10 protein-coding genes are annotated in these 13,489 nt (G+C 60.5%); 3 read left to right on the forward strand and 7 right to left on the reverse strand.

What is annotated here, in order from left to right; genetic code table 11:
- Window positions 1-406: 406 nt before the first annotated feature.
- From ACN9M1_RS05815 to ACN9M1_RS05845, 7 genes are all read right to left on the reverse strand, one after another.
- Entirely contained in the window at window positions 407-2,281 is a 1,875-nt protein-coding gene (locus ACN9M1_RS05815; RefSeq protein ID WP_426398182.1) for an RHS repeat domain-containing protein, read from the reverse strand.
- Between the two features lie 739 nt (window positions 2,282-3,020).
- On the reverse strand, window positions 3,021-3,485 hold the full coding sequence (locus tag ACN9M1_RS05820; protein WP_426398184.1) for a type II secretion system protein: 465 nt from the start codon (window positions 3,483-3,485) through the stop codon (window positions 3,021-3,023).
- The gene (locus ACN9M1_RS05825) at window positions 3,472-3,870 is read right to left on the reverse strand and encodes a type IV pilin protein (RefSeq protein ID WP_426398186.1); all 399 of its coding nucleotides are present in this window, start codon (window positions 3,868-3,870) and stop codon (window positions 3,472-3,474) included. Before ACN9M1_RS05825 ends, ACN9M1_RS05820 begins: the two co-directional genes overlap by 14 nt.
- Window positions 3,864-4,340, reverse strand: coding sequence for a type II secretion system protein (locus tag ACN9M1_RS05830; protein ID WP_426398188.1), 477 nt, complete (start codon window positions 4,338-4,340; stop codon window positions 3,864-3,866). Before ACN9M1_RS05830 ends, ACN9M1_RS05825 begins: the two co-directional genes overlap by 7 nt.
- On the reverse strand, window positions 4,337-4,831 hold the full coding sequence (locus ACN9M1_RS05835) for a hypothetical protein (protein WP_426398190.1): 495 nt from the start codon (window positions 4,829-4,831) through the stop codon (window positions 4,337-4,339). The genes ACN9M1_RS05830 and ACN9M1_RS05835 overlap by 4 nt, the downstream gene beginning before the upstream one ends.
- Window position 4,832: 1 nt before the next feature.
- A complete protein-coding gene (locus ACN9M1_RS05840; RefSeq protein ID WP_426398192.1) occupies window positions 4,833-5,399 on the reverse strand; it encodes a hypothetical protein in 567 nt (188 codons plus the stop codon).
- Between the two features lie 13 nt (window positions 5,400-5,412).
- The gene (locus ACN9M1_RS05845) at window positions 5,413-7,701 is read right to left on the reverse strand and encodes a secretin and TonB N-terminal domain-containing protein (RefSeq protein ID WP_426398193.1); all 2,289 of its coding nucleotides are present in this window, start codon (window positions 7,699-7,701) and stop codon (window positions 5,413-5,415) included.
- A 473-nt stretch (window positions 7,702-8,174) separates the two neighbouring features.
- Between ACN9M1_RS05845 and ACN9M1_RS05850 the strand changes: the two genes are divergently transcribed.
- Genes ACN9M1_RS05850 through ACN9M1_RS05860 form a run of 3 tightly spaced genes read left to right on the forward strand, consistent with a single transcriptional unit; the run spans window position 8,175 to window position 13,160 of the window.
- Entirely contained in the window at window positions 8,175-10,298 is a 2,124-nt protein-coding gene (locus ACN9M1_RS05850) for a hypothetical protein (protein ID WP_426398809.1), read from the forward strand.
- A 28-nt stretch (window positions 10,299-10,326) separates the two neighbouring features.
- Window positions 10,327-12,618, forward strand: a complete 2,292-nt coding sequence (locus ACN9M1_RS05855) for an RHS repeat-associated core domain-containing protein (protein ID WP_426398195.1) — start codon at window positions 10,327-10,329, stop codon at window positions 12,616-12,618.
- The gene (locus ACN9M1_RS05860) at window positions 12,615-13,160 is read left to right on the forward strand and encodes an Imm57 family immunity protein (protein WP_426398197.1); all 546 of its coding nucleotides are present in this window, start codon (window positions 12,615-12,617) and stop codon (window positions 13,158-13,160) included. The genes ACN9M1_RS05855 and ACN9M1_RS05860 overlap by 4 nt, the downstream gene beginning before the upstream one ends.
- Window positions 13,161-13,489: the final 329 nt, after the last annotated feature.

Genomic DNA, 13,489 nt, shown 5'->3' on the forward strand with positions numbered 1-13,489 from the left:
ATAGCCGTAGTCAATACCCGGCGCGTTTGGATTTGACGCCAAACAAGGTACCTGATTTCCCAGACTCTGCGCCGCCCCAACACCAGCGAATGCCCAGGGACTCACGAGTCCCTCAAGATCAAATCCGATCTGGCAAGCCGACATAGGATCACTGCCATAGTACGAAACGCCGTGGTACACATAAAACCACCTATGGCCGTTAGAACTCGACGTTTGGCTAAAGCCCCAAGTTGGGGCAAGCGCACAGGCTGCTACAAGTAGCGTAAGACTCGGGCGGAAGCGTTTCCGATGGCGAAATCTGGCTTGTTTCATCTTTTTGTCTACCAACTCAGCCAGGAGCACGATTAAGGCAGCGCATGCTCCATAACTTGCGGTGAGTCTCTGATGGTTTGGTTTCTTTATTCTTTTACGAAGCCGGCCCGACCGTGATCTTCAACGGCCGGTTGATCGAATCCACAACACGCGTGATCTGGCGAGCAAGATTGCCATTCGGGTCCTTCGCCTGCTCCTGAACGCGATTGCCCATGGCGTCGAGCGTGTAGCTGAGGCTGTTCCCCGCACTGTCGGCAACGTTAGTCAGGCGATGCGCCCCGTCGTAGGTGAAGCTGATGCTGCTGCCATCAGGCTGCGTCACTCGGGTCAACTGGCCAGCGGCGTCATAGCTGTAGCTGGTGGTTTGGGCGGTTCCGCCGGCCGGTGTGACGACCTGACTGGTGAGCCATCCGCGCGGGGCATAGGTGAAGGTCGTGACGGTGCCGTTGGCGTCCGTCATCTTGAGCGGACGGCCGTTCAGGTCTGTCAGGTCAATGGTCGTGACGTGGCCCAGGGCATCTGTCAGGCTGGCCAGATCGCCACGGCGGTACTGCGGTGGCGAATTGGTGTCGTCCGCGTTGCGGTAGCTGAAGCTGACCTTATCGCTCACGTCGGTACGCGGGCCTTGCTTGGTCAGCACCTGTCCATCGCCGTCGTAGGTCCAAGTGGTGGTGCGGGCCGTGCCAATTGCCGTAGCGTTCAAACCTTGGCTGCCCGTCTCGTCCGCCGTGGGCTGCACGGTCTGACTGCATACGACGCCGATGGGCGTGTCGTCCACCTTGGCGCTGGTCGGCGCGCAGTATTGGCCGCTATCACCATTGAACACGGTCGTCACGATCTGTTTGGGCTCAGCGACCTTGACCGGTTGGCGCCAGACCGGGTGCCATTGCGTGCTGATCTTGCGGGCGCCTGCGGGAACGGCATACCCATCCAGACTGCTCGGGCATGCTGTACCGGCAGGCAGACCTTCGACTCGCGTAGTTTCCAGATTGCGTGTCAGGTCATAGCCAAAGCAGGTGACGTTGCCGTTGAAGTCCGTCTGTGAGGCAACGTTGCCGTTGGCATCGTAGGTCGCCGAGGCGGGCCCGCAATCGTCGCAAGGAGCACCAGTCAGGCTTGCCAGTTGTGTCAGCCCCTGGGCATTGACGAAGTTGAACGCGCGCGCTGTGCCCAGCGGGTCCGTCACGGTGACAGACGTTCGCGGCTGCAGGTTCGAGAAGGTGTAGCGATATACGCCGCCAGCCAGTTCAGTCGACACTGCGAAACCCTTGCTGTCGTAGCGGATGGTCGAATAGCGTTGGCCGTTTTCGTCCGTGACGCCGGTCAGCAGATTGCGCCGTGTGCTGGCGTTGGGGTTGTAGTCGGGCTCGTCCCAGTTGTACGTCTTGGTCTGGCCGTCCTGGTAAGTGACGGTCTTGGTGCGGAAGCAACTGGCCGTGCGACAGTTCCAGTTCGAGCGGATGGGTTCGTAACCATAACTGACCGTTTGTCCCATCGGGTCCACCAAGGCGGTGAGTCGACCGTAACTGTCGTAACGCAGGCTCAGTGATTTACCGAAACCATCGGCAACCCCAATCAGGTAACCCTCGCCGGGGGCGATGCTGGCCGGGGTGCTGGCGTCCGAGTAGATCAGCGTCTTTGTCTGGCCATTGCGGTACTGAATCTGGCGCAGCACGCCATTGGCGTCATAGCGCTCGGTGTCGTCGTTGATTCCACGACGCACGGTCCACTGACCGTTGGCAGCCCCAGCGGGAACGCTGGTGTCAGTAGGCGGTGACATGAAGCGCAGCGTGTCATGTGTGGAAGGGCTGACCGTCGTCGCACTGGCACCATCCCAGTTGTAGTCGTAGAGCAGACCGCCGGGGCGGGCGATGTGGACTTGGTTTGTCGTATGGAAGCCGCCGCCTTGGTCGATTGTTTGAGTGCCTGTTACGCCCGCTATGTTGATATAGCGGAACGTGCGGGTCATCGTTCTGTTACCTCCGATGCCGCCGTTAGGAGGGGGCAAGTCGACAATGTCGCCTGTGTAAGTCAAGCCACTGGGAACGAGGCCAGTGACAGGCTGGGGAGGCACCACGCTCTGAGAGAGTGCCGTTCCCATGTTGCGCTGACTGCTGTTGTAGTAGCGCTCAAAGGACAAGATGCCTCGCGGGTCAACATAGTCGACATCCGCTTGCCGGTATGTTCCGTCTTCCGGGAAGATTGGCTCTCCCTGCCCATGGCAGGAGCCTTCAGGACATTGCTGAACCGGAATGTCCTGATAGCAGTAGGGCTCGAAGTAGCGAGGGTCGGTTGCCGTACCGGTCCCCTTTTTTAAGTTGTCTTCCATCGCCCAGCCAGCTGGGCAGAAAAGACCTTCAGTAACAACGCTCGTTGTGCCGCTCGTATAGAGATTGCCATTAAACGTGAGCTCGTAGTCATGTATCCACATATGACTGAGGCCCCAATAAAATGCCGGAGAGTCACTTCGGCGGAAATTTAAGGCTTCGCAGTGATATCGCGGATCCGGCGAACAGTTAGCTGCAAGCTCTGCCTTGTAAGCGTCAAACGCTGCTTGGGCCGTGTCATATATGTCGCTTGCGAAAAACAAGCTCACGGGCATCAACGTTACGCGCCGAGTCTGCTGGGCATAGATCTGTTGGCAGCCGAGCATGGAAACAGCTAGGCATACCGCCCACCGCAGAGTTCTATTGAGCCTTTTCATGTTTTTACTTTCCATTCGGATCGAACACAAACTTCCAATCGGCATACGTCGTTCGCGTCTGGTTGGCGTCGGCTCCCGGTGAGCCTGCTGTGGCCAACGGCGTCCCACTACCTTTCGAATAGACACCCGTCACCCCCCCATCCGGCGCCCGCACAATGCCCCAGTCCTTCGATCGGCTGATCGGGTCAAACGGCACATCGCGCAGGTGGTGCCGGGTCACCGGAAACCGCTTGTCATCGACCAGGTCTTCCAGCGACTTCGGCATGGCGCGCGGCTGGCTCGGCGACGAGTAGTAGTAACTCTTGATCGCCAGCACGACGTGCTCGCCGGCCCAGCGCAACGCGTGTTCATCCTCGCGGCGTCTTTGCTGCGATGCCCATTCACCGACCTTGGCCAAGCCAATGCCGAACACCAGCACGCCGACCAGTAGAGCGGGGTAGGCAAAGCCGCGCGCCTTACCAGTCCGCATAAAGGGTTCCATCCATGGCTTTGCCCGGCGCGCCGCTGCGGATGTCATAGATACCCGGCTCGCCATTGGGCGAGGGCAGGGGCTTCCAGCTATCCGTGCGATCCGTGATCGGGTCCATCGGCGGCGCCTTGAGATAGCGCTGCTTCACCAAGTCCGCCAGCGATGCCGGGTACTGATTCTTGTCGGCGTAGAACTTGTCGATGGCGTCGCGCACCATCTCCAGGTTGGCACGCAGCACACGCTCCTTGGCCACATCCACGTGCTTGAAATACTGGGGCAGCGCAATCGTCGTAAGCAGGGCGATGACCGCCATGACGACCATCAGCTCGATCAGCGTGAACCCACGCGCGCGGGATTGTTTAGCGGGCCGCGGAACTTTCACCATTGCTTGTACGGCCGGCCGTCCAGGCCGACCTCCTCGCTGGTTGAGTGCACGTCGTACACATCCTCGCCGGGCTGCGGCGCATCGGCGGGTGACCGGTAACTGCGTGGCGCCCAGGTCTGCTCGGCTTCGAGCGACAGCGGCGCAAATGGGTCGCGCGGGACCGACCGCAGGAAGTAGAGCTTGCGGTGGTCCGGGTCGCGCGCCGACGGCGCGCCCGTCACCAGCACGGCGAGTGAAGGCGGGTAGCCCGACAGCGTTCCGGGCGACTGAATGTCGCCTACCTCAACCGCGTGCTTGTACGCATCCAGTGCATCGCGAATGCGTTCCAAGCCCACGCGCAGTTCGTGCTCCTTCGCACGCTTGGTCATGAGTTGAGCAACCGGCGTGGCGAGCACCGCCAGCGTGGCCAGCACGGCCAGCACCACGCCCAGCTCGATCAGGCTGTAGCCCCGGCACTTGGTAGTCTTCATGGCGCGGCACTCCCAAGCTGAATCACCGTCTTGCTTGGGATTGGCTCGTAGAACACCACCAGCGTCTTGTCGTTCATGCTCTCAACGCGATAGCCGTCCCCCAGCGACGCCCCCGGTTTGACCGGCACCAGTGCATCACCCTTGGCCAGGAAGTGGGCCGGCTTGCCGGACTCGTCAGACATCACGCCGAAATACCGGAACGGAAACGGCGGTGGTTGCGGAGGCGGTGGGGGTGGTGCTGGCGGAGGAGGTGGGGGCGGTGGTACGACCGCATTGAACGGATCACCCCCAGCCGGATCAAGCGCTGCGCGCGTGATGACTGTGGTCGGCGCAGGCGTGGGCGCCTCTGGCTGGCGTTCCGGCTTGCGCTGCCGGGGCGTGCTCACTTCCACCACGGCAACGTCGGTGTTGAGCATCCCGTGATCCTGCAGCCAGATCCACCCAGTGGCGGCCAGCGTGAGTCCCAAGGCGACGAGATAGACCGGCTTCACGTCAGTGCCCCCGGTACCACAGCACGAACGTGAGGTCGGCCGTGACGGTCTGCTCGGTGCCGCCATTCTTGGTAAAGGTCAGGCTTTCGAGCGCGAGACTCGGGTGCTTCTGCAGCAGATCGGCCAAGCCGGTCTTGATGGCGGGGTACAGCCCAATGACCGTGGTTTGCAGGCGGACTGAGTGGACATCCTCCGCCGATGCTTCTTCCACATCCTTGTTGAATACGACTTGGTCGACTCGCACGCTTTGCGCGGTGAAGGCGGTAAAGATGTCGCTGCCGATTACTGAACGGTTCAGCGGCGATTCCAGTTGCGTGGCAACGGCTTCCAGCGGACTGGTCTGGCGCACCGGTACGGGCGCTGCCGCACGTTTCTTCGCAAGGTCTCGCTGAACCCGCGCGAGTTGCACCGCGGTGCGAGGCTCCCACACCGCCCACAGAAACGCCGCGCCACCCAAGAGCAGCACCCCGATCGCCGCAAAGACCGGAACGCGTGACACCAGCCGGGCGAGACGGAACAGCGTCCATTCGAACCACTGCCCGAGTCCCGATCCGATTCTGCGGAGCACCGACGCCGCCACGTTACTTGACCGAAATGGAGACCGGCGCCGGCATCTGCGGTGGCTGCGGGGCCGCCGTCATACCGATCGGTGTCGCCGTAGCGACCGAGATTGCACCCGTCCCGGCTGCCTTCGCGCGGAAATGCAGCTTGGCCCATTCGCCTTGGCCGGTGAGGGGCGCATTCTCATCAGACGAGAGGGTGACCATGACGCGGCCCACGGCTGGCAGGTCGGTCTTGGCGAGATTGGGTGCAGCTTTCTGCCCCGCGAACATGCCGCCAGCCTCGACGCCGTCGAAAGCAAAGCGGTCCTTATCGTACGCAAACTGAATCGGCACGCTGCGCAGTGCGGTATCGGTACGCAGGTTCAGCGAGACCGAAAAGGTTTCTCCCACCTTGGCAGCCGACGGGCCATTTATGGTCAGGGCGATGCTGCCGCCTTCCTGCGGGGCAGCGGCAGGGGCCTCACCAGATTCCGCGGTGTTCGATGACTGTGCGGTTGCCGGGTTGGCGGGTGCCCCATCGACGATCTTGAGTTCCGCTGGCGGTTTTCCGTCCGGCAGGCTGTGGCGTGCCCGAGCGTTGGTCTCGGTGCCCGACCAGAACTCCATGAAATTGGTATCCGGCCGGTGTGCCGGCTTGACGATGCGCGGCGTGATCGACAGCACGATCTCGTTGCGCGCGCCATCGTCCGACTGCGAGGAGAACAGGCGACCAAGCAACGGGATATCACCCAGCCCCGGAATGCGGTACGAGGTGGACGTCTGCTGCGTCTTGATCAGGCCTGCGAGAAGCTGCGTCTCGCCATCGCGCAGCTTAAGCACCGTCGTGGCATTGCGCGTGCCAATCTGGTAGACCACGCTACCGCTGCGCGTGGTGACGCGGTTGGCGAGTGAACTGACTTCGAGGTTGATCTTCATGCTGACCTCGTCGTCTGGCGAGATCGATGGCTCCACCTCAAGCTTCAGACCAACATCAAGGTATTGGACGCTTTCCGATACAAAACCGGTTGACGTGGACGTCGTGGTGACAACAGGCAGCTTGTCGCCAATCAGAATCTTGGCCTTTTCGTGGTTCTTGGCGCGGATCTTCGGGTTGGCTAGCAGATCGGTGTCACCGAGTTCGCGCCGAAGGTTGATCACAGCGTTGGGCGTGCTCACACCAATGCGATCGCTGTTGATGCTTTTAAGATCGTTGAGGGTAAGCGAGGAAGCGCCGGTGGCAGAAAGCGGCGTGAGCGTAAAGCTGTTGGGATATTGAATGCCCAGTTGCGTGAGCTTGGTCGAGCTGACTTCCAGCACTTCGACTTCCAGCACCACTTCCGAATCGTTGCGGTCCTGAAGCTCAACCAGACGCTCAGCCAGTCGCACAACATCCGCCGATTCACGAATCACCACCATATTGGTGCGCTCGTCGATGTATGGGTCCTTGATCTTGAGCATCGTCTTGAGCATCGCGCCGGTTTGCTTCGCTTCGGCGTTCGTCAAATAGAACGCGCGCACCACGAGATCCTGATAATCGCGTTGTTTCTCCGGCGTGTTCGGGTAGATCAGAATGGTCGAGCCATTCATCAGCTTCTTGTTGAGCTGTGTGGTGGACAAAATCAGATCCAGCGCGTCTTCCAGCTTGGCTTGGCGCAGAAAGACGGTGGTCTTTAAATCGGGGCGGACATCCTTGTCCAGGATGAAATTGATGCCTGTGCTGCGCGCCATGGCCTCGAAAATCATCCGCACGCTAGCATCACGGAAATCGAGGTTAATCGGCTGCTTCGCCGCTGGGCCCTTGGCTTGGGGAGGGTCGCGCTGCCCAGACTGCTGCTCTAGCGCGGCCTGTGCTTCCAGCAAGCGGCGGTTTTTGGGATCGCCGCGCAGCGCGGCTTCAATGGCGGCGAGTGCGGTTTCCTGCGATCCGCTGACGGATTTTTGTTTGGAGAGTTCTAGCGCAGCGGCGTTTTGTTCTTCGCGCTTGACGGTCTGCAGCAGGGCCTGCGCATGGTCGTTCTGGGGCTCGATTTCCAGCAGGCGTTTAAGCGTGGTTTGTGCCGCAGAGCGTTTGCCCGCGTTGAGTTCCTTGCCGGCCTGTTGGAGCAGCTTGTCTGCGACCGTGTCCTGGGTCGTGCGTCGCGCCACACGTAAGGTGGCGCTCTCGGGGTACTTGGCAATGCCGGCATCCAGCGTGGCCAGCGAATCTTCGTAGGCGCCAGCCACCATCTGGTGATTGGCTTCGTCCCGAATTCTTTGCTCCGCGCAACCGCCCAGCGCCAACGCGATCAGGAGCGCTGCGCACCAGCGCATCCCATTGTGCCGAATCACTGCTAACTCCCCGTGCCGATTTGGTTTTTTTGACTTGGCCCGCGGGCCGGTGCGCATTATGCAGTGCGGGTTGTTGATAGCACAACGCTTGAACGCAATTGCCCGGGATACTCAAATTTTCTCAGTAGGTAAATCTCGACACCCCACTTCGCCAATGTTGCATATCGTCCGGCCGAATGGCAGGCTTCGGGCGCAGAAAATCTGCATAGAAGTGAAATAAAGCTTCCTTAAATCAGTTGTCAGGGATTTTTTGACGGAGTGCGAACGACGCGTCGGAGCGCTTTGTTAATAGCGGATAACAAAACTCCGGAGCGGGGATGAAGCGATTTGTCATGAGATGGCGTCAACGCATGGCGGTACCTTTGAGCGTGGCTGCAATGTGGTGCGCTTCCACGTCTAAGAAGATATCTCTTGCGCGATGCGTTCTCGCTGCATGTCTGCTCGCAGGAGCGGGGCAGGCCTTTAGCTCCACGATGGGCGCGGACGGCTATGTTTGGATAGCGACGTCATCGGATAGCGTACAAGCAAATCCTTATGTATATCGATCCGCAAGCAGCCCGGAGGCGGCCTGCCGGGCGATTCTTGACTGGGAAAGCCGGCCGAACTGGGTCTGGAAATTTGTTGCGTTAGATTCTGGCACGAACCCACCAAGTTCCCCGAGGGCTTACGGCTGCATCTCCACTATTGTCACTCCAACGTATTCGTATCCTCCGTATGACTATGGCAATGCCGGCGTAACGTTGGAATGCGCTCCTGGATATAGGGGATATCCGCCGACAGATCCGTGTCAGCCAATCAATTCGGCAGCGGTGCGGGCCAACCCGATTGCCGACCCGGTAATCCCAGGATCTCAAATCACGATTTTGACGGAGCGGGACGTCGCTGGTAACACGGAATTGCCCGTTGATCGCTTCTACCGTTCGTCTGTTCTCTTTGGTCCGCAGATTAGTCTGGGTCAATGGGTCTTCGGCTGGCAGCGGGAGCTTGATGTTGGGGCCAGCACTAGCCGGGGCAGAATCAGCGCTTTGCGCGACGATGGGACCGTTTTCGTCTTCCAGCTGAGCAGTGGGGCCTGGACGGCTGTAGGCACGCAAGACACGCTGCAGCCGGTTTCGGACGCCGCAGGCAACGTTACTGGCTGGCAGTACACGACCGTTGATACCGGCGTGGTGGAAAACTACGCCGCTGATGGCAAACTGCAATCGGTGCGAGAACGCAGCGGCCGTACAACGACACTCACATACAACGCTGCTCGGCAATTGACCTCGGTCACGGCCCCCAGCGGCCGCAGCTTGGTCTTCGGCTATGACAACCAGAGTCGTGTGGCGAGCGTAGTCACTGCGGATGGAGCGACTACACAATATGCCTACAACGCTGCAGGCATGCTATCGACCGTAACATACCCGGACGGCACGACCCGCCGGTACGTCTATGAGGACAGCCACCTTCCCACCGCGTTGACTGGCGTTATCGACGAGAACGGCGGTCGCTACGTCACCTATGCCTACGACGCATCGGGCCATGCTATCAGTAGCTCACTGGGAAATGGGGTTAATCACTACCAGTTTCAGTACGGCTCCGGCAACTACACCAACGTTACCGATCCAACTGGCAAGGTTCGCGCCTACAATTTCCTCAGGCAGAACGGCGAGCTGCTGCTGACTTCCGTCACCGCACCCTGCGCGGCGTGCGGAATTACGCGGCAAAGCAGCAAGTACGACACCAACAACAACTTGATCCGTGAGACGGACTACCTGGGCAACGTCACGACTCACGCCTACGACAGCCAGAAGCGCGAGACTCAGCGGGTCGAGGGATCCGGCGCGCCGAACGCCCGCACTACCAGCACGCAGTGGCACCCACAGTTCTGGAACTTGCGGACCCAGGTGGCCTCGCCGACCAAGCTGGAGAGATACAGCTACGACGCCAACGGCAACCTGGTCAGCTACAGCGAGACGCCGACGTCGGATACCAACGGCAGCCAGGGCTTCAACGCTGTGGCAACTGGCCCCGCACGCACAACCACGTGGACCTACACCGCCGATGGCCAAGTAGCGACCTCCAAGGGGCCGCGCACGGATGTCAACGACGGCACGACGTACGTCTACCGCACGGCCGATGACACCAACAGCCCGCCGCAGTACCGCAAGGGCGACCTGTACCAGGTCGTCGATGCGTTGGGCCACACGAGCACGATCAACCAATACGACCCCAATGGCCGCCGGCTGCAGATGACGGACGCCAATGGCAGCATCATCACATTCGTGTACTCGAACCGTGGCTGGCTGATCCGCCAGACGGTGACGCCATCAGGCGGAGCAGGGCAGACCACGAGCTACGAGTACGACAAGGTCGGCCAACTGACCAAGGTGACGCAGCCCGATGGCGGCACAGTGAGCTTCAGCTACGACGGCGCCCACCGGTTGGTCGGGGCTGGCGACAGCGCTGGCAACAGCATCACGTACAGGCTGGACGCCATGGGCAACCGAGTGCAGGAGCAGTCCAAGGACCCGAGCGGGAATCTCGCTCGCCAGATCACTCGCGTCTTCGATTCGATGAACCGACCGCTCAAGGTCACGGTCGGCGCCACACAGTAAGCACAACAACATCCACTAACGAACCATCATGCGACACACAAGAATCCTCCGGGGGATCAGCGCCGCGGTGTTACTAAGTCTGAGCGGCCAGCTGCTGGCGCAGACAACGCAGTACTCCACCACGCAGTACGCCTACGACGCGGCAGGCAACCTGACTCAGGTGACCGACCCACGCGGTCTTGTGACCACGTTCACCTACGACGCCCTGGGCCGCCGCACGCAAGTGCAGGCCCCGCCCGCCGCATCGGGTGGAGCTGCCCCGGTGACCGTGTTCAACTACGACGGCCAGGACCGCGTCACCAAGGTCACCGACCCACGCAGCCTGGTGACCGCCTACACCATCGACGGCCTGGGCAACACCACTGCCCAGCAAAGCCCGGACACCGGCACCACGAACGCGACGTACGACGCCGCCGGCAACCTGATCACCCGTACCGACGCCCGCGGCAAGACCACCACATACACCTATGACGCCCTGAACCGGCTCACCAAGGCAACATACGCCAGCGGCACCCCCACCGTCATGGAATACGACGGTGGCACCAGCCCGCAGCCCAACGACATCGGTCACCTCACCAAGATCACCGACGAGTCCGGCAGCACGCGCTTCCAGTACGACGGCTTCGGCAATCTGGTGCGCATGGCCCAGACCAGCACCGCCAATAGCGTTACCGTCACGCAAACGGTGTCGTACGCCTACGGCACTTCTGGCAGCAGCACCGGCCACGTGGTCAGCCAGACCTACCCGAGCGGTAACGTCATTGGCTACAGCTACGATGCGGGCGGCCGCATCGCCGGCCTCACGCTGACCACCGCCAAGGGCAATACCGCATTGCTGTCGAGCATCCAGTACCAACCGTTCGGCAAGCCCACCGGCTGGACCTGGGGCAATGGCACCGCCTATACACGCAGCTTCGACCTCAACGGTCGCCTGACCCAGTTCCCGCTCGGGGCGACCACCGGCACCGGTGCCACCCCGAACGGCCTGTCGCGCACCGTCAACTACGACGTCGCCTCACGCATCACGGCGTACACCCACACGGACACAGCAGGCAGCCCGAGCAGCAGCACGGCCACGGCCGCCAACCAGACGTTTGGCTACGACGACAACGACCGGCTGATCAGCTATCTGCCGGCGGCCAGCAGCCAGAGCTACAGCTACGACGCCAACGGCAACCGCACCGGCCAGACCATCGGCGGTAGCAGCTACACCCAAACCATTGACCCGGCGAGCAACCGTCAGACGGCCAGCACGGGCCCGACCCCCACGACGAACAGCTACGACGCGGCGGGCAACCAGACCAGTGACGGCAACGTCACGTACAGCTACAGCGACCGGGGCAGGCTGGCCAGTGTCACCAAGGCGGGCACGACCACAAGCTACCTGTACAACGGCCTCGGCCAACGCATCACAAAGACCGGCAGCAGCGTGCCGAGCGGAGCGACGCGCTACGCATACGACGCCGCCGGTCACCTGATCGGCGAATACGACCAAACAGGCGCCCCCGTCCAGGAGACGGTGTACCTGGGCGACACGCCGGTGGCGACGATCAAGAACCAAACCGCGTACTACGTGTATGCGGACCAGATCGACACGCCGCGGGTGATCACGGACATGAACAACCTGATGGTGTGGCGGTGGGATCAGGCGGATCCGTTTGGGGTGGCAGCGCCGAATGAGAACCCGACGAGCCTCGGCACCTTCACGTACAACCTACGCTTCCCCGGCCAGGTCTATGACGCGGAGACGGGCAAGCACTACAACGTGAATCGGGACTACGATCCGGTGGGTGGGCGCTACGTGCAGTCCGATCCGATTGGGCTCAGCGGAGGGCAGCCCTCGACCTACGCCTATGTCGATGGGAAACCGACCAGCAATGTCGATCCGCTTGGGCTTGCGTCTTGTACGTTCACCATGTCGACAGGGCGCCTAATCTGCACGCCTACGAACTCGCAAAATTCCTCTGTCAATATTCCTGTGGCATCTGGCAACAACGGTGGTGGCCAGCAATGCCGAAACAACCCAGCATGTACAGCTATTGCGAACCATGGACCCATCCCGACAGGATGCTGGCGATGGACGAATGGCACAACGAGCAAGCCGAATGGTCGAGTGCTGGAGCCTTGCCCGGGAACCAATACAAATGTGACCGAGAACCGGACCCTGATTCGTTCTCATAGTTGTGCTAATCCGTTCGGTCCTGGTCTCGGTCCGCAGTACTGTTCTGAAGGTTGTGTAACTGGGACGGTCCACGATATGCAGAATCTTAACGGGCTAATTGACGCAGAGCCGGGTAGTACTTTGCAGGTGGTGCCATGAAAACAAAGATCGTGCTAGCGCTCTTTTCCGCTATGAGCTGTATGCCACTGGCTGCTGCTCAAGAAGTGACCGCCGCCGCAAATGAAGCACGGCAGCTTCGCTTTGCCGAGCGGGTCGTCACCATCGGGCTGGCGAGAGCCTTGAGCCCTTCGGTTCGAGCGGCAAGAGAAAAATGCCTGAACGCGTGCCCAGAGACTGGGGCCTTGGAACTTGCGATTGGTTTGATTGGTATCGCTAGAGGCGATGCCTCTGCCGACACGTTAGTCAACTTGTTGGGCCTTCGCCTGGATGGTGCAGGCTCTGAGGAGTTGAATTGCCAAATCCTTACTCGTGGCCATGCGCTCTCAAGTCGTCTGGCGAGCGTGCAAGTGAATTCTCTGGTAGAGCACTGTCAGTCGACTTTCTCTGATCTACAAAGGCGAGAACTTGCCGATATTCCTGACGTAGACGTGGGGCAGGTATGTCGTTCGGAGGTGGAGGTTCGCCGCGCTCAAGCCGAGTTGCTTAAGGCAATCAATTCACACGTGATGTGCGAACAGTAGCTTCCATGTCCTTTAGCTCTCCAGTCCCATCCCAAGACAGTCAATTTGGCGTTACGGAGGAGAAATGGCAGCCGCTACGCGATTCGTACATACGGTATAGAGCAAAGAATGGTGCATTGGGATTAGACCTTGTGCCGTTGATCCTATGGACACTCTTCTCATCGATAGCGGAGAGGCTCATTGTTCCAACTCCAGAGACCAATTGGTCTGATGGAGCATTGCAAGTCTAGAAGAATCGATTAACGCAGTTATCTAAGTAAGAAAAACACGCTTGCTTGGCGCATGGGGGAGATCGCGTGCGCCAAGCCATGGGGCGAAAGTGCGGGAAA

Origin of the sequence: Ralstonia sp. R-29 (assembly GCF_049913345.1) — a bacterium.
Classification (GTDB): Bacteria; Pseudomonadota; Gammaproteobacteria; order Burkholderiales; family Burkholderiaceae; genus Ralstonia.

Excerpts from the sequence above, each read along its gene's own strand:
- ACN9M1_RS05850 (WP_426398809.1), top strand. The coding sequence starts at position 8,175 with ATGGGCGCGGACGGCTATGTTTGGATAGCGACGTCATCGGATAGCGTA.
- ACN9M1_RS05855 (WP_426398195.1), top strand. The coding sequence starts at position 10,327 with ATGCGACACACAAGAATCCTCCGGGGGATCAGCGCCGCGGTGTTACTA.
- ACN9M1_RS05825 (WP_426398186.1), bottom strand. The coding sequence starts at position 3,870 with ATGGTGAAAGTTCCGCGGCCCGCTAAACAATCCCGCGCGCGTGGGTTC.
- ACN9M1_RS05820 (WP_426398184.1), bottom strand. The coding sequence starts at position 3,485 with ATGCGGACTGGTAAGGCGCGCGGCTTTGCCTACCCCGCTCTACTGGTC.
- ACN9M1_RS05830 (WP_426398188.1), bottom strand. The coding sequence starts at position 4,340 with ATGAAGACTACCAAGTGCCGGGGCTACAGCCTGATCGAGCTGGGCGTG.
- ACN9M1_RS05815 (WP_426398182.1), bottom strand. The coding sequence starts at position 2,281 with ATGACCCGCACGTTCCGCTATATCAACATAGCGGGCGTAACAGGCACT.
- ACN9M1_RS05860 (WP_426398197.1), top strand. The coding sequence starts at position 12,615 with ATGAAAACAAAGATCGTGCTAGCGCTCTTTTCCGCTATGAGCTGTATG.